General features: G+C 42.2%; 14 protein-coding genes. 1 reads left to right on the plus strand and 13 read right to left on the minus strand.

All coding sequences use genetic code 11. The annotated features are described in order from the left end of the window. Window positions 1–36 precede the first annotated feature (36 nt). The 12 genes from IAE45_RS10465 to IAE45_RS10520 form a co-directional block, all read right to left on the minus strand. Window positions 37–1,497: a helix-turn-helix domain-containing protein gene (locus IAE45_RS10465; RefSeq protein WP_200126069.1), complete on the minus strand. Its 1,461-nt coding sequence runs from the start codon at window positions 1,495–1,497 to the stop codon at window positions 37–39. Between the two features lie 14 nt (window positions 1,498–1,511). Next, window positions 1,512–2,609 (minus strand): non-hydrolyzing UDP-N-acetylglucosamine 2-epimerase, encoded by a 1,098-nt coding sequence (gene wecB / locus IAE45_RS10470; protein WP_200126071.1) that lies wholly within the window; start codon window positions 2,607–2,609, stop codon window positions 1,512–1,514. Between the two features lie 31 nt (window positions 2,610–2,640). Next, window positions 2,641–3,672 carry a glycosyltransferase family 4 protein gene (locus IAE45_RS10475; RefSeq protein ID WP_200126073.1) on the minus strand — a complete coding sequence of 344 codons (1,032 nt, stop codon included), beginning with the start codon at window positions 3,670–3,672 and terminating at the stop codon, window positions 2,641–2,643. Beyond that, window positions 3,669–5,084 (minus strand): lipopolysaccharide biosynthesis protein, encoded by a 1,416-nt coding sequence (locus tag IAE45_RS10480; RefSeq protein ID WP_200126075.1) that lies wholly within the window; start codon window positions 5,082–5,084, stop codon window positions 3,669–3,671. The genes IAE45_RS10475 and IAE45_RS10480 overlap by 4 nt, the downstream gene beginning before the upstream one ends. Window positions 5,085–5,092: 8 nt before the next feature. Next, window positions 5,093–6,346, minus strand: coding sequence for an O-antigen ligase family protein (locus tag IAE45_RS10485; RefSeq protein ID WP_200126077.1), 1,254 nt, complete (start codon window positions 6,344–6,346; stop codon window positions 5,093–5,095). Next, on the minus strand, window positions 6,343–7,089 hold the full coding sequence (locus tag IAE45_RS10490; RefSeq protein WP_156237224.1) for a WecB/TagA/CpsF family glycosyltransferase: 747 nt from the start codon (window positions 7,087–7,089) through the stop codon (window positions 6,343–6,345). Before IAE45_RS10490 ends, IAE45_RS10485 begins: the two co-directional genes overlap by 4 nt. Beyond that, window positions 7,089–7,736, minus strand: a complete 648-nt coding sequence (locus tag IAE45_RS10495; RefSeq protein WP_200126079.1) for a sugar transferase — start codon at window positions 7,734–7,736, stop codon at window positions 7,089–7,091. Before IAE45_RS10495 ends, IAE45_RS10490 begins: the two co-directional genes overlap by 1 nt. A gap of 13 nt (window positions 7,737–7,749) precedes the next feature. Then, entirely contained in the window at window positions 7,750–8,391 is a 642-nt protein-coding gene (locus tag IAE45_RS10500; RefSeq protein WP_081119035.1) for a CpsD/CapB family tyrosine-protein kinase, read from the minus strand. Further along, complete coding sequence (locus IAE45_RS10505; protein WP_077453638.1) at window positions 8,391–9,125, minus strand: YveK family protein; 735 nt, start codon at window positions 9,123–9,125, stop codon at window positions 8,391–8,393. The genes IAE45_RS10500 and IAE45_RS10505 overlap by 1 nt, the downstream gene beginning before the upstream one ends. A 40-nt stretch (window positions 9,126–9,165) precedes the next feature. Beyond that, entirely contained in the window at window positions 9,166–10,419 is a 1,254-nt protein-coding gene (locus IAE45_RS10510; protein ID WP_200126087.1) for a nucleotide sugar dehydrogenase, read from the minus strand. Beyond that, complete coding sequence (locus IAE45_RS10515) at window positions 10,416–10,910, minus strand: hypothetical protein (protein ID WP_200126089.1); 495 nt, start codon at window positions 10,908–10,910, stop codon at window positions 10,416–10,418. The genes IAE45_RS10510 and IAE45_RS10515 overlap by 4 nt, the downstream gene beginning before the upstream one ends. Window positions 10,911–10,986: 76 nt before the next feature. Then, complete coding sequence (locus tag IAE45_RS10520; protein WP_200126091.1) at window positions 10,987–14,595, minus strand: immunoglobulin-like domain-containing protein; 3,609 nt, start codon at window positions 14,593–14,595, stop codon at window positions 10,987–10,989. Between the two features lie 658 nt (window positions 14,596–15,253). On the opposite strand from IAE45_RS10520, the gene IAE45_RS10525 reads away from it, so the two are divergent. Continuing rightward, window positions 15,254–15,457 carry a hypothetical protein gene (locus IAE45_RS10525; RefSeq protein ID WP_077453641.1) on the plus strand — a complete coding sequence of 68 codons (204 nt, stop codon included), beginning with the start codon at window positions 15,254–15,256 and terminating at the stop codon, window positions 15,455–15,457. Between the two features lie 210 nt (window positions 15,458–15,667). On the opposite strand, the gene IAE45_RS10530 is transcribed toward IAE45_RS10525, so the two are convergent. Beyond that, on the minus strand, window positions 15,668–17,158 hold the full coding sequence (locus tag IAE45_RS10530) for a helix-turn-helix domain-containing protein (RefSeq protein ID WP_200126093.1): 1,491 nt from the start codon (window positions 17,156–17,158) through the stop codon (window positions 15,668–15,670). Window positions 17,159–17,213 lie beyond the last annotated feature (55 nt).

Raw genomic sequence — 17,213 nt, forward strand, 5'->3', positions numbered from 1 at the left:
CTTTCATCTGAATATATTTTTGCACATAGACAAGGGCTAAAGTTTAAAATCGATCAGTGACATGAGTCTGCGCCAATCAGTTGAGTTCGGGATTTTATTGAATAATAAATAGACTCCTGAACAAGAAAAATTCGACATATGCTCGTTATAATTGGTAACGATAATATCAAATTGGTTCGCTTCAAAATAGCCGGGATTAATATCTAACACATTAGGAAAATAGAGTTTTTGGTAGCTGCCAAGATACTTACGTGCTGTGACTTGAATCCGTTGAGAAATAAATTGATTTCCTTCCAATAGAAATGCGATTTTTTTGGGCTTTCCCCAATACAATTCTTTGACACAGTCCATGTTAATCGTTAAGACTGCGCTGATATCCACGATCATTTCTAAAGATAGGCCTTTTAGATGCTTAAATTGCTTTTGTAAAAACGTGGTGTTTTGTGCCATCTCTTCGGGAAATTGTTTTTTAACAAATGAAATCAAATCTGGAATCACTTTATTCAAGACTGGGGAAAGTCTGTTCTTTAGTAAGACTGTAGCAAAAAAGGAATGAATCAAAACCGTGCTGTATTCAAACGCATAGGGCGGTACCACTACTTCCTTTAGATAGCGTTGGGTTAATTGCAGGATCTGAGAATCTCTGCCTAGCTTGTTGCAAAAATTTCTTTCCATCTCAATATCAAACACAGTCCGCTTCCCCATAGATAAAGCATAAAAGTAGATGATTTCTTTTTCGGCGATCGTTGTTTGTAAATGATGCGACAGCATCGTCTTTAAATTTTTCAGCTCGAGATAATACTCTTTGCGAAACTGTTTTACGATGGCTGGATCGATCGTGACGTAATGCCCATGAGAGGTTCTTTCTAAAATGATATATAGCATGTAACTGATTTCCTCAAAGGCGAGATTAGAGAAATTGCTGTCGAATTCTTCTTTTTTTAAATTTAGACCGATCTCATGAATAATCAACGGTGGAAATACGGTATGAGGAGTACTGTCGGATTCATAAAAAAAATTCAGAAAAAAGTGCCGGATATTGACTTCTGCTCCCACCAGATCGACAGTGGTTTTGTTCAACGTCAATTGATATTGCGCTAAAATGGGATCAATCTTTCTGAAATAACGCATCAGTGTGGCAGGAGAAATAAACAAAATGTCTGACCATTCATTGATTGTCAATATTTCACCTAAGAAAATGCTCTCAAAGATGCGAAACAACGGTTCATTACTGATTAAATTCCGCTTTTTTTCTAAGTAGCTCTCTGCATCAATAATTTGTAACTGATACCCACTATTTGTCGTTTCCATTTCAATCGAGGCTTCGAAGTAATCTTTTATATTTTGTAGATCTTCAATAATGGTTCGACTAGAGCTTTTGATCACTTTTGACAACCCACGAATTGGTACGTGAGAGGCATGCTCCATGTGTTCTAGCAGATGTAGCCACCTTAGCGTCGTTTTACTAATGACAAAAGATGATTGGAATTGTCTCATAGATTCGCCTTCCTCTACTCGAAATAACTTTTTAATTCAGCCACGATCCGCTCGCTCGCTTGCCCGTCTCCATAGGGATTCTTGGCTTGTGCCATTTGTTTGTACGCTGCCTCATCTGACAATAAATGAACGATTTCTGAATACACATGCTCCTCATGGGTACCAATCAGTTTCAAAGTCCCTGCTACCACCCCTTCTGGGCGTTCCGTCGTTTCACGTACGATCAAGACGGGGATACCCAAGGAGGGTGCTTCTTCTTGAATCCCTCCTGAATCGGTCAAAACAAGGTAGCTGCCTGCCAGTAACTGATAGAATGCAGGGGCATCCAATGGTTCAATCAGTTGAATGTTTTGCTGCCCTTCTAAATAGTGCTGGGCAAGTGTACGGACGCGGGGATTTTTATGCATGGGAAAGACGATCGTCAGATCTGGATAAGCAACAGCGATGCGTTTTAGTGCACGAAAGACTTGTTCCATGGGTTGCCCAATGTTTTCTCGTCGATGCATCGTAACTAAAAGGATTTTTTTCTCACTAATTAGTTTTCGCTCTTTTTTTTGTGCCAAGGTGTGGTATAAAGCGTCGATGGACGTATTGCCTGTGACTACAATACGGTCTTGTGGGTGGCTTTCTTTTAAGAGATTGGCACGGCTTTGATCCGTCGGTGCAAAGAGAAAATCCGCTAGTTGATCAATCAACCGGCGATTCATTTCTTCCGGAAACGGATCATTCTTGTTACCTGTTCGCAGCCCCGCCTCCACATGACCAATCAAGATCTGCTGATAAAAAGCGGCCAGCGCAGCTGCGACTGCCGTCGTCGTATCGCCATGAACCAACACCACGTCTGGTTCTTCTGATTGAAAAATACCTTCGAGACCTTCTAGAATACGACTGGTGATACTGGTCAAGGTTTGATTTTCTCGCATGATAGCCAAGTCGTAATCAGGAGTCAGCTCAAACGCTGCTAACGTTTGTTCAAGCATTTCTCGATGTTGCCCTGTTACGATGATCTTCGATAGAAATCGTGGATCATTTGCTAGTTTCTTGATGACCGGTGCCATTTTGATTGCTTCGGGTCGTGTACCAAAAATAGATAATACCTTTATTTTTTGCATCTTACTTCTCCTTTTTTCAGCAATTTGTGCATTAATCAAGTTGCTTTTTGTAGATCTTATGCCAACTCGTCATATACGGCGTTAACGCATAGTTTTTTTTGATCGTTTCTCTGGCCTGTTGACTGAGATTCGTTCGTCGTTCCTTGTTTTGTAACAGTTCACTCAATGTCTCGATCATTGCTTGAGTATCACCGGCAGCTACTAGGTAGCCATTTTCACCTGAGTGGATCAACTCCGGGATTCCCCCGACATTGGTCGCTACATTGGGGATGCCTGCTGCCATGGTTTCTAAAATCGCCATCGGCAAGCCTTCGTGATAAGAAGGGAGAAAATGGACGGCAGCCTTGCGAAAAACAGCTGGTAACGCATCGGTTGCTACCCACTCATTTAAAAACACATTGGTCAGGGCTTCTTCTTGGAGCTGCTGGGCAACTTGTTGATTTTCTTGATCCCCAAACAACATAAAGCGAACCTCAGGGAAGGAAATAGCCATTGCTTTGGCAACTGCCAACAGATCAAAACTGCCTTTTCTTTGCCCGATCCTGCCAAGAGTAATGACCCATTTTGCGGTAGGGTCATAAACGGATTCCTCCGGCACCTCTACGGCATTTGGCAAGACCTCGATCGAGGTATCCGTAATTGTTTGGTAGAATGCTGCCCAGCTGCTACTTAGTACTACAAGCTGATCCACCCGTGATAACGTAAAACGGATCCACCACTTTGCCCATGAAGGACTGTTTTGATAAAACTGATCAAATTGCGAAGCATGCATATGAAAAATCGTCTTGCAATGTTTTGGTGCTAGCAACAACAGCAAACTCTTGCGATAGAAACTGCCCTTTTGCGCAACGTGGAAATGAAGGATCTGGCACCTTTCTTTTTTGATATGCCGACGAAAGGTAAGAAACGCTTTGAACTGCGTCCAATATTTTCCTTTTTCCGACCAGGTCGTATGAATGATGAAACGCACGTCCTCTGGCGCTTGTGCTTTTTGGAAATTATGAATGACCGTTGCAATCCCCCCTTTTGCTGCTGGATCTGGACCGATAAGTAAGATATTCATGCTTTGTTGATTTTCCTTTCTTGTACAAATCTAGTTACCTGCTTTAGTTCCTTGCGATAAAGAACAACGACGAAGAGCATCAGCAGCAAAACGAGGCTCTTTTCCAGCCAAAGAGTCCGATTGAATGCCGTAAACAGCGCAAAGCAATACAGCATGATCGAAAGGCTGATTTGGCGTTTGACTGAGAATCCCTGCCAATAGGTCATCGAAAAATATGTACGGGCAAAAAAGAAGACCAAGTACCCTAATGCCGTAGCACAAGCCGCTCCTGTGGCGCCAATTGTCGGTACGAGTAGGAGATGACCAAGGGAGGCGGCTAAGACCGCCAGCAAAGAGGCAGCAATATTCAAATGACTTTTCTTATAAAAAACGATCCCGAGATTGGTCGTTTCACTGATCGTCATCATCAAGGGATAAAAACATAACAAGGGAAACAAGTACTGGGCCTCTAAGTAGTCTTGCGACAATAAGATGACGATCGTTTCTTTGAAAAAGACCATCAGTAAAAAGAAAATCGCCAAGACGAACATGATAAAGTGACTGACTCGTTCGTAATAAATCAATGGTTTGCCTTTTTTGAACCATTCATAGGAGGTGGGAATCCAAAAATTGGCAAAACTAACTTGTAGAATCATCAAGGCACTTGCCACTTTGAATGCAGCCGTGTAGATGCCCAAAGCGGCAAAATCAGCAAAATAGCGCAGCATCATTTTGTCGATAATCATTAACAGGCTATAGAGGAACGTTCCCACCACCGTCGGCAAGCCAAAACGACTCAGCTTCTTGATCAGGTTGCGATCAATGTGGCGAATGAGCGGCCTAAAAAGCGCCAGGTTTGCCAGAACCAAAAGACAATCACCGATGATTTGTCCTAGAAGCATGCCATAGACCACCGTAATGAACGTCGGCGGACCAAAAAAGAGAAACAGCAATGTGATGAGCAAGACCATGAACTTCAACAAAATACTGTACACGGAGAACTGGATCGCTTTGTTTTGCATTCGAATCGTTAATAAAAGAAACCGTTCAAAAATCAGTAGTCCCGACGAGAGAGCAAATAAATAAATCGCACGGGTGTACTGTGGAGATTCAAACAAAAGCTGCGAAAACGGTGCGGCAAAAACCACTAGGATCAGCTGGAAGATCAGCGATCCGAGCAACGGGACGAGCATCGCTTGTTGCAGCAACTCGCGTTTGTTTTCGTGGTCATGGTATTCCCTCGTGAAGGCTTGGTCGAAGCCGAGATAGATCACGTATATCAAAAAGGTCTGTGCCAGGAAAAACATACTGGTCTTCCCATATTCTTCGGGTGTCAAAAAGCTAGTCGTTACGGGCAAAAGCACCAGGTTTAAAACCGCCGAACCTAACGAACCGAGGGAGAAGAAGCCCAGCCTCAAAAGTAATTTTTTCAATCAGTTGTTCACTCTTTCTCTGTTAAAATAATGCCTCCACAAATCAATCCTAAAAAGGTGGAAGACAATGCCGAATACAAAACATGCCCAGCAAAAAAACTATAAAAAAGCACCACGATCAAGGCAAAGCTATAAACCGATCGCTTTTTCGGCTGAAAGGCTAAGTAAACAAAATAGGCGAGCATCAGCAGCAATAACGCTATTCCTAGTAGGCCTTGCCCGAAAAGGGTGTCGAAGAAGTCCATTTCAATTAAGCCAAGACGACCAAAGTGGGCCAACCGGTATTCAAAGCCTTGGCCAAAGATCATGGTAAAGTGACGAGCCTCATCATTTAAGAAGGCGTTCATCCCACCAATCAAAAAATCACTTCTTGAACTAGAAAATAAGCGGATCAAGTCTCCATCGAAAAGATGATAAAAATACACCATGCGTAGATAGGTTCCTTCGACGGCTTGGATCAGCAATGGTAGTCCTTGAATAAGCAGCCAAGCAATCGTCATAAAACTCATAAACCAGATAAACAGTTGTTGCAGGAATGCTTTTCGATCAATACCTAGCACCAATCGGATTAAAAGATAGAACAAGACACCGACACCATAAAACACGCCGGTTTTCGTGCCGACCAAGACCAAACAGACGAAATTTCCAGCGAATAAACTAGCCAAAAACAACGAAAACTTATGGGTCTGTTCTTTGATCGAAACAATTAGTGCCTGGACTGTAAAGGTGATGGAAACAATAAAGGCAAAGCTCGTATCATTATTGGCAAAGAAATAGCCTTTATACCCAGCATCAGAATTGTCATAAGTTTGGTAGCCTAACCCTAAAAAATAGGGAATCAGTAGCCCCAAGGTGAAGCAGACACTAATAAAAATAAACAAGCTGTCATAGTGCAGTTTGGAGAAGTCGTTTTTTCGTTGATAGACATAATAAGGAATCAGTACCCATAAGAGGTATTTGATATACACCGATAGATCCTCAATCACCCATTGCCAGCTGTACTCCAAAAAAAGCGCTTGTAACAGAAAAAGCGTAAGTGTCACAGCGATAAACCCATACGTTAAATACGTATAGTAGCTAAGGGGAATCTTTTCTGTCACGATCATAATCACTAAGAACAAAAAGAACAGCAGACGGTAGAACACGCCAACGGGAAAAGGAATGCCCAGACTTAGAAATAAACCGTTTAAGACGTCGATTATCGGAAAAATGGCCACAATCCCCAGAAAGAAGCGGTGATGGCTTTGCTGTTTTGATTTCATGCGTTTCTTCTTTTTTCTCCCCACACATACTGTAAAAAGCGCAAATTTCCTATGATATAGCGATCAAACATCCTAACTGGCTCTTGAGCAAAGCGATAAAACCATTCCAACCCTGCCCGCTGCATCCACAAAGGTGCCCGTTTGGTTTTGCCTGCGACGATATCAAAGCTGCCGCCAACCCCCATCGCAAAGGGCACTTGCAATACTTCGCTGAATGTATCGAGCCAAATCTCTTTTTGCGGACTAGAAAAAGCGACAAACAGCAAGTCTGGTTTCGTCCGTGCAATCTCTTTTGCCACGTACAATGATTCGTCTTCGGAAAAATAACCATGGTGAAAACCCGCTATGTTGAGGTCGGGATAAAGCTGTTGGTCATGTTTGACGACGGCTTCTACGACTTCCGCAGTTGCTCCTAAGTAATAAGGCCGCCAGCCTTTTTCTGCTGCTAGCTTGACGAGTTCGCGAAAAAGATCGATGCCCGTTACCCTTTCTGGTACAGGACAACCTAAATATTTCGCTGCCCAGACAATCGACTGGCCATCAGCCGTGATCAAAGCTGCCCGATTGACGATCGATCGCAACGAGGGATCATTGCGCATCAAGTTTATTTTTCCCGCGTTAATTGAAACATGTTGTGCGGGGCCCCCTTGTTCGATCATTGCCTCGATTTTAGAAATGGTTTCTTGAAAACTTAGAGAATCTAGATTGCTTCCTAAAAGTGACACACGTGTTTGTTGCTCCATTAGAATGCTCCTTTGGGTAAGAAAACAACGCCAATCGTTTTCATAATTATTTTCAAGTCCAATAACCAGCTCAGGTTATTGATGTAATAAAGATCCAATGCGACCATCTCTTGAAAGCTTAATTCGTTTCGTCCACTGACTTGCCACAACCCTGTGCATCCAGGTGTGACAGACAATCGTTGCTTGTCTTTTTCTGAATAGCTGACAACTTCTCTTTCTAAAGGAGGACGGGGACCGACCAGTGCCATCTCCCCTTTCAAGACATTGATCAGTTGGGGCAATTCATCAAGACTCGTTTTTCTCAACAAACGGCCTAGGCGCGTCACGCGTGGATCTTTCTTCAGCTTGAACATCGCCCCTTCAATTTCGTTTTTATCGAGGTATTGCCCTAATAATTGATCGGCATCAGGCACCATCGTTCGAAATTTGTACATTACAAACGTGGTCTCATTTTTCCCAACACGGACTTGCTTAAAAATGATCGGTGCGTGCCAGTTAGAACATTTGATCCCTATACAAATCAGCAGTAACAGCGGGCTAAGGATGACTAATAAGCCCAAGCTAAAGATGGTTTCTATTGATCGTTTCCAACGTACATAGCCAGTAACCCGAACTGTTGGCTGTTTGTCTAAAGCGGGTCTTTCCACAAAGTTCCCCTCCTTAATAATAGTAATTTTCGGCTGTATCCGTGCCATTCACGACGACACCTAAGATGTTTGCGTTGACAAGGCGCAGTTTTTTGACGGCATTTTTTGCGGATTGCTTGTTCGTTTTATCCGCATGAACAACTAAAAGTACACCATCAACTTTCTTGGCTAAGATCAAGGCATCAGAAACGACATTGACTGGTGGTGTATCAATAATGACCACATCGTATAGTTGTTTGACCTCTTGCAAAGCTGCGGTCATTTTCGAAGAAGCGAGCAAATCATTGGGATTTGACATGATAGCTCCACTAGTAATGATTGAAAATTCGCAATCTTCTAAAATCACTTGTTGGACACAGCTTTCGATGGAGACAGCCCGTCGAATATAATTGGACAAACCCACATGCATTTCTTGTGAAAACAAATGATGTTGGGTGGGCTTACGCAGATCCGCATCAATCAATAAAGTTCGGTTGCCTTTTTGGGCATAGGCGACCGCCAAATTTGCTGAGACCGTGGATTTTCCCGTACCGCTTTCTCCTGAAGTGATCAAAATCGTTTGAGCATCTTGTTGTTGGCATAAATAGTCGACATTTTCGCGAATCAATTTTACTTGTTCGCTGATGATGGAGTAATTTTCCTTCATGCTACGCATCACACACGCTTCCTTCCTCTAAGGCTTCTCGACTGGATGGTTTTAAACGAAGCAACTCGTTTTTCTTTGCTTATCTCACCGATGACTTTTACCCCTAAGACCTCTTCGATTTCAGTATTTGAAGCAAAACTGCGCTCAAAAACCAACAGGAGGAACACATACGTAAAAGCGAAAAGAAGACTTAAAAAAGCGGTCAAACTGTACAACAAAAATTTGTTTGGACGAGCTGGCGTTTCTTGCGGCAAAACGGCTCCTTCTGCCAAAATCGTGACATTATCAATGTTCATGATCTTAGGGATCTCTTCACTAAAAACATTTGCGGTCGTATTGGCGATCTTTGCTGCGATCTTCGGACTTTGATGGTAGGCATTGATTTCAATGATCTGCGAGTTAGTGGCATTCGATACACTCAAAATCTCTGACAGTTCAGCCACATCATAGCTTCCCTCTAGCGCCTCACTGACTTCATTTAAGATGCGAGGACTCATGATGATGGTGCTATAGGTACTGACGAGCTGAAGGTCTGCCTGAATCGTCTGGTTTTCCAGACGATTGCCAGCTGTCGTTTCTGACTGACTAATCAGCAACTGTGCACTTTTTTGATAAATGGGTTCAGCAAACAGGGTTAGATAAAGCAACATCGCTAGTAAGGGAACACTAATGATCATGAGGATCCAGCCTATTCTTTGCTGAAAAACTTGCTTCAATTTTTTTGTGTTTATTTCTTTATTCATTGGTTTTCCCTTTCAATAACATAAATAGCAATCAAACCATTTACTGGGCGCTTGGTAATGCCCCAAGAGAATAGGCGGCATCGAACCTCGTTTTATCTGTCACAATATTTTTCGTGTCAAAAACGATTTTTTGTTTCATCGCTTGAATGGCGGCTGGCGCTATGTCTTTAAAAGCATCATGGTCACAGAGGATCAATGCCAGATCACTGTCTGTTAGTGCTACTTCGAGATGTGCAACATCAGAAGTGGCGACATAGGGGTCATAAGTGGTGACTTGCAGTGCTTTCTTTTGTTTCAGTCTTTTGGCGATCTCAATTGCCGGACTTTCTCTGGCATCGTCAATATTGCCTTTATAAGCCAACCCTAAGACCGCGATCTTGTTTCCGCCATGGATTGCTAAAATCTCTTCGACTTTTTTTATAATGAATTCAGGCATCTCTGTATTGATCATCCGCCCCAACTGAATCAACTTTGCGTCTTCAGGTGCTGCCGCAACCACAAAATATGGATCAACCGCTAAGCAATGGCCTCCGACACCAGGTCCTGGTTGATGGATATTGACCCGTGGATGCTGATTGGCTAACGCAATCACTTGGAGTGCATCAATGTTTAGACGATCCCCAATTTGGACCAATTCATTGGCGAGTGCAATGTTCAGGTCCCGATAGGTGTTTTCCATCAATTTCGATAGCTCAGCGATACTTGCAGAAGTCTCCAACACGTTTCCTTTGACGAAGGTCTGATAAATGCGTTTGCCTTGTTGGGTACAAGCGCTCGTCATGCCACCAATGATTCGGTTATTCATCACTAGCTCTTCAAAAATTTTCCCTGGTAAAACTCGCTCTGGGCAATGCAACAAATAGAGTTCTTCTCCAATGGTATAGCCTGCTTTTTCAAAAAATGGTCCAACGATGTCCTCCATCGTGCGAGGTTGAATGGTCGATTCAACAATGACTGTATTGCCTTGTTCAAGATAAGGTAGGATAGCAGCCATCGCCGCCTTGACGTAGGACAAGTCGCAACTACCAAATTGATCAGCGAGGTTTGGCGTTGGTACGGCAATGATAAAGGCATCCGCTTTTTCTGGTACCAATTGTGCCTTGAATGTCTTTTTCGCTAAAGCTTGTGCTAGATAGCGATCAATGTCGGGTTCTTCGATTGGTGCCTGACCGGCTTGAAGTGATTGAACGACTGTTTCTGACACATCAACCCCAACGACTTCAATCCCATGGTTTGCAAAAGTAAGTGCTGTGGGCAACCCGATATACCCCAATCCAATAACGTTTACCTTCATTCGCTCTTAACATCCCATTCTGCCAATTGTTCTTCTCCAGGCTTATAAATCAATTTTTTCGCCACTTGCCCTTCTTCTAAAGCAAAGGAAACTTGTCCAGTGATGGTTTCACCTACAGCGATCTCATTGCCAAACATCGCCATAGTATGATCAAGTTCAAGAAGGTCCCCATCCTCGGTTTCTAGCAGGAAATCAATTGAACCTAACCCTGCGGCAACTGACCCCATATTTTCTGCTGTGATGGTAAATGTATGTAAAACTTGTTCCCCATCTTCTGTTTTCTTTTGATTGATTTCTTGTTTGTCGATGATGATCTTTAATCCACCAATGATCGATTGCGGCTCGGCATTGCTTTGGTCCGTGATTTGTTCAATCGGTTCGCTGCCTTGGGTAGTATCCGTCTTTGCTTGGTCATCCGTCGAGCAAGCCGCTAAAAAACTCCCCATAAGGGCAAGGCTAAAGAAGGTAACGATTTTTTTCTTCATGTTCATTTGCTTTCTCTCTTTCTATCAATGAAGAGACCCTTGCAACAGGCAAGGTACAAGGGTCTCTCGTAGTCTTTGTTTCTTATTCTGTGATCGAAACGGTTGCTTGTGCGATTTCTCGTGTGCTTAGGTCAGCAAAGCGATGCAATGCATGGATCGTCATCTTGCTGTCTTTCGTCACGCTGTTGGCTTGTTCTTGGTTCAAATAAGCGGTAAACGTGCCATCCGCAAAACCACTTACCCACAGAATCATGCCATCAATTTCAAGTCGTCCAAAGTTGATGTCATCTCCTGTATAGGTTCCCGTAATGGTTCTGTCACCCAGCTTGTATGGGTCTGGTGTAATCGTACCAATAAATTCTTTATCGATAGTGACTACACTGCGATCCAATTCGGTGTCCACTGGACGGCCATTAACAACCTCCCGATGGTAAGCAACCAATTCAACTGTTTCCGCATCGCGAATTAAATTACGTGTATCTTGATTGACAAAGTAAGTAAAGGTTTGGTCTGTTGTGTTAAAGGTACCACCCCATGAAACTGAACGCCCATCAACGATCAAGTTGGCGAAATTCACATTACCAGTAAAGGTTCCGGTAATTTCACTATCTGTCACTTTGAAGGCTGCTGGTTGAATCGAACCTGTTGCTTTGACGATTTCTACCGGCTGCAACACCAGCTTATGATCAATCGTTTGTCCATCGACTGTTTCACGATGGTAAGTTTGTAATTCAACTTTCGCTGCTGTTCTGATCTGGTCTCTAAATTGTGCGTGAACAAAGAATTCAAAGCGACCCGTCTCTTTATTGAAGGTACCACCCCAGTTACCTACCGATTGTCCATCAATCACCAAGTTGGCAAAATTGATATCCCCCGTAAAGGTTCCCGTAATCGTGGTATCAGTGTAATTGTATTTATCTGGTGTGATCGTCCCTTGAAGTTGATCAATCACTGTTACTTCTTTGGTTTCTAGCACTTCGATGGCTTCCGTGTTGCCATTGATTTGACGATTCAACGCTTGGATCTCAACTTTATCCCCCGCTTTGATTCCAAGATTCGCTACATAAAACGAGAAGGTGCCATCGGCATTGAAAGTACCACCCCATGCATTAGAAGGCGTGCCATTGATCACTAAACGGGCAAAGTTGACATCACCCGTAAAGGTCCCTGTAATCATGGTTTCACCAACTCGGTATTGATCCGGTGTGATCGTACCAGCCAAATCTCTAGTCAATTCAACAGTTGTCCGATCAAGTACTTTGCCATATTGATCCAAGGCTTCGATTTCTACGACATCATCTACGGATTGGATGCGATTGCCGATAAAGAATTCGAACGAACCATCAGCAAAATTCCCACCACGAACGGATGACCCATTTACATACACACGGGCAGAAGCAACATCACCGGTATACGTTCCTCTCAGGAATTGATCGCCAGAAGAAACATTGTAGGTATCTGGTGTGATCGTGCCTTCGGTGTTTGCTGGATCAGTGACAACGATCGTTGAAGCAATATTTGATTGCAATCCGTCAATGCTTGCTTGAGCAGTAATAATTGTTCCCGCTGCTTGTTGATCAATCTCTACTTCAAAATTGCCCTCACTGTCAACAGTGGCATTTTTCGTTTCAGAATCGCCTATAGTAATTTCCACATGTGCATCTGGTTCGGCTGTTCCACTAACAGTCGTGTCTGTGGTTGTCACTTGATTCAACGTTGTTTCGGCGATCGTTGCGCGCTCAACCATGGTTTCCACAATATTTGATGAAATGCCATTTAAGGTTGCTTGGGCGGTGACTACCGTACCAGCTTGTTGTTTCTCAATCGTCAATGCATAGATACCATCACTACCCACTCGTCCATTCGCAATGATCGTGTCACCGGCTTTGATCGTAATCTCAGCATTCGGCTCAGCCGTTCCCGTCACACTTGTGGAGTCAGTATTAAGCTCGGAAATCGTTGTTTCGGCAATCGTTTCTTTTTCACTATCTTCTACAACTGTTTCTGCAACCGATTGGATACCATTGGCCGTTGCGGTAACAGTCACTTTTGTTCCAACTGCTAACGGTGCGTTCGGAATCGCAAATTGATAAGTTCCATCACTTGCAACGCGTCCCGTCAAACTTCCTTGTCCTTCAATAGTGACTGCTAAATCGGCATTTGGCTCAGCTCGTCCCGTAATGTGCGTTGAGCTTGTGGTTAAGTCGTCAATGGTCGTTTGTTGAATCGTTGCGGTATCCACAAAGTCACCAAAAGCGATTTTTCCGATTTGAGAACTATTGAATGTTGCGTTGAAGATTGAGTCATTGGATTCAATTCGCGAAGTAACTTGTTTGTTCGTATAAGTATTTAGTGAGAAAGAACCTTGTCTAAACTCTGGATAATTAAAGCTGGGCTCTCCTGAAAAATCAGCTGATCTTCTCCAAGTTTGCATTCCTGTCGATGAGTGAATCGTGTAGTTCGTTGTTCCTGGATAGGACCCAATTGCGGTTCCATTGGTATGATTGTTTTGGATTCGAACATTTGATCCTTCATGGAAAGTGCTTGATTGTCCAACGTTTACCGTTGAATACGTGCTTCTTCCCACGACATCCAGTGTTCCCCCAGATAATACGGTCAAAGCACCTCGTAATCCCAAGGCTTCTTGTGTTTTTTGCGTATTTGGTGCACTTGTGATCTTAAACGTTGCATTCGAATTAACTACTACGCTTGAGGCACTTCCTTCGATCAAGACTGCTTTTGCTGTATTTGAAGGATTGTTTTGAGTAACATCTAATAAGCTGCCTTCACCTAAATCAATTCGACCACCACTTGCAAGATAAATCGCACGAGCTGTTCCGTTGTTATTTGCAACTACAGAAGCACCACTGCCGATATTCATCCGGACATTCGAAGTAGCCCAAATCAAGGAACCTGCATCTAATCGGTTTTCGCCAAAGAAATTAGCTGAAGAATTGCTAGCGGCTAAATAGAGTAAGCGCCCTGTTGCATGACTATTTTCATGAGTAACGTTTGTAAAGGAAACACTGGACGTTCTATTTTGATAGATCGTATTTGTTGCATGAGCTACGATTCTCACATTTCTGATGCTTAATCCTTGATTCACCGTATTTCCATACAGCCGAACATTATTCCCGAAGGTTAACGTATGACCATTCCCTTCAATCGTTTTGGTCGTCCCTGTCCATGTCACACTACTAGTCATCGTGATGTTGTTGGCTAAGCTGATTTGTGTAACGGTCGCATTGGCTAATGCTGTCCGTAATTCAGCATCAGACGTTACTTGGACACTTGCCCTTGTTGAACGGGTTTCGGCAGCGTTTTCCGATGAGTCATCAGAACTATTTTCGGAATTTTCTCCATTTGATGCGTCTGTTTGTTCCTCATTTTCTGCAGCTTCATTATTTTCTGAAGAGTTCTCAGTAGATGCTTCTGTTTGAGCTTCTTCACTTTCAATAGAAGAACTATCGGTTTCCTGATTTTCTTGATCATCGGTCGCGGTAATCTCATTGCCTAAGTCTTGCGTCGTTTCACCATCCGATAATAGATTGGGTGCTTCTACTCTCTCTTGAGGAGCTTCTAAGGAATCGGAAGCTTTTTCTGTCGCCATCGCATTTATTGGCAGCGCCGATAATGTTAAATGACTGATCAACAATAAACCTGTGACTTTTTTACTAAATTTGTTATTCATAAGTAACTCCTTTTTCTCTATTCTTTCTCTTGTACTTTAAAGATTCATTTCACGTTTTTACCAGTCACCCTTTCTTACTCCCTCGAAAAATATCAGTCTTAGTCCTTATTGGAACAACCTATTCGAAGCAAACTCTCTAAATACCTAAATAAGAACTAAAATATGATGTTTTTTTGACGAAAGTTTATTGCTTTTGACGAGGTTAAATTTAACATGGTTGAACATCAATAGATAAATCAAGATTTGCAAACCTGTATGAATAAATTGATTTTCATTTTCTTTTCAAATAAGGCATTTTGAAAGTTTGTGCAAAAAAAAGCGTTATAAAAAAAGACGATTCCTTATTCTTTAAAAAGGATCGTCCATTTTTGTTATTACCTGAAACCACTTGACTCATTAAGATGGATACAAGGTTTCTGCCTACTAATTCTTCTTAGTACCAGAAACATTGTTAACAACAGTTCTCTTCAACAGAATGCTTCTTTTCTATAAAAAATGTCCCAAAAAAAGCAAAATAAAAGAAATTCGTTGTAATTTTACACATCTTCTAAAAAAATTCATTTTTCCTTGGTATAATAATTAGAGATCTGCGTATCATTAGATTTACGTTGCCCGTTAGTGAAGTTTCAGGCAACGTTTCTTTTTGGGGGATAGCTATATGGAAGATAAGCAAATTTTTGAGAAGCGGTGGCTATTAGCTACCAGTGAACAACGGGAGAAATACCATGCCTTAATTGCCTCTTACCCTTCAATAGAGTGGACTTTTAAAGAAAAAAGCTACCTTTTGTGGCTTTGCCAACTAGATAATGACACATTCAAATCCTTTGAAGCGATTTTTGCTAAACTGGCAAATGAACAGTAAGAGTTTTCGTGGATCAAGCTACTTCATCTCAGAAGCGTCCATCTTTTTTTTAAGAGGAGTGAAGGAAATTCCTTCCTTGCTTATTAAGAGAAAAAAGCCACAACCATTCTTCTCAACGGTTGTGGCTTTTTAGCTTAATAGGTATTCTGCTTTCATGAGCATTTCTGCTAGCAATAGCTTCACTGATTGCATTCAAAGTATACCCTTGACTTAGCTTGGGGTTGCACTTAATGCTTGCCCCAACTGAGGATCGATTTTTTCAATCACTCTTAGCCAATCTTGATGATCCGGGATTGTTTTAAGTAAGAGATAGTCCGTGGATAAGATGAACTCTGATAGGTATTCACCATAATTCGTTACCACGAGATCGATAGCATTTTCCTTCAAATAGGCAGTCGTCAATTCATTGATTTTTGGGAAAAACACGTAATGATCATTGCCAACATAGCGCAAAAAGCGTGCGCGGATAGCGTGACAGGTGTAAAGGTCGCCTTCTAATGTCAATGCGATTCGGTTGACCTTTTGATAATAGAGTTCCTTGAGCGCCTCACTATACAAGGTAAGCGCTGCACAGATATCAGACAGGTACTCCTTACTGACCCCAAGAATTGCTTGATTCTGCTTCAAAAATACAAGATTTTTTTGATAGGCGACGGAGCTATGCTTTAGGGGCTCATTTTTTACTTCCGTCAGCAAGCGATTCAAAATGGGTGCTAGTTGATCATTGATTTTCTTAGATAACAAAAAGGCGTGAATCATCGTCTCGATTAGTTGCGGATCATTAAATGGGATGCCCCATTCTTGAACAAAGTGTTGACTTAGCGCCTCTAGTTCAGGATAAAGTGCAAACGATGCAATGAACTGCTGTTCTTTTACGGGCTCAGTCAATGTACGCTTCATCACCGTGATTAGATAAAGCCACACCAATTCTTCTTGTGGTAGTCTTACCTGGTAAAGGGCTTCGATTTTAGGTGCTAAGTCTTTCATTACGGTAAATGCCGTGTGGTCTTTGACTATCTCAGCCAAATGAGTAGGAAGTTGGATGGTCTTTCCAGACTGATAACGCTTGATTGCAATATACAAACTATAATAAAAATCACTAGGAGCAACACCCGTGTTCACTACATCAGTTGGCACTTCTGAAAACGTCTCACTGACTACCGCAATCAGCTCTTTAGGTGGAAGCAGAGTATGAGGAGTAACATCTGATTCATAATAAAAATCTTTGAAAAATTTACGAATATTCGCTTCTGCTCCACTCAAATTAACTGGTTGTAGCACCAACTCTAAACCATACTTTCTCAACGTGAGTGAAGCACTATTCAAATAACGCCGCATCGTGCTTTCTGATACATACAAGCGCTGTGCCCACTCTTCAACAGAACAAAGTTCACCATGAAAGATTGCTTCTAAAATTTGATACATACCTTCTTTTGCAACCAGCGCTCTTTTTTTGGTCAAGTATACTTTCGGATTCGTTTCCATAAAATGATAACCATTAGCCACATGCACAAACTTGGCTGCATCCTGCAAATAGGCTTTCAGTTCCTTGATATCAGAGCTGATCGTCCGTTGAGTTACATCAAGTTTGTTCGCAAAGCTTGCGATTGAACAAGTACGTTCACGCTCAAACGCATTTAAAATTTGAAGCCAGCGAACGGTCGTTTTGTTCAGCATAAAACTTAACTGCAATTCTCTCATGTTCCCCTCCTTGTAAGCGATAGTTTGTCTAACGATTTTCTTTCAAAATGTCTTA

Source organism: Enterococcus sp. S53, from assembly GCF_016516865.1.
Lineage (GTDB): Bacteria > Bacillota > Bacilli > Lactobacillales > Enterococcaceae > Enterococcus_D > Enterococcus_D innesii.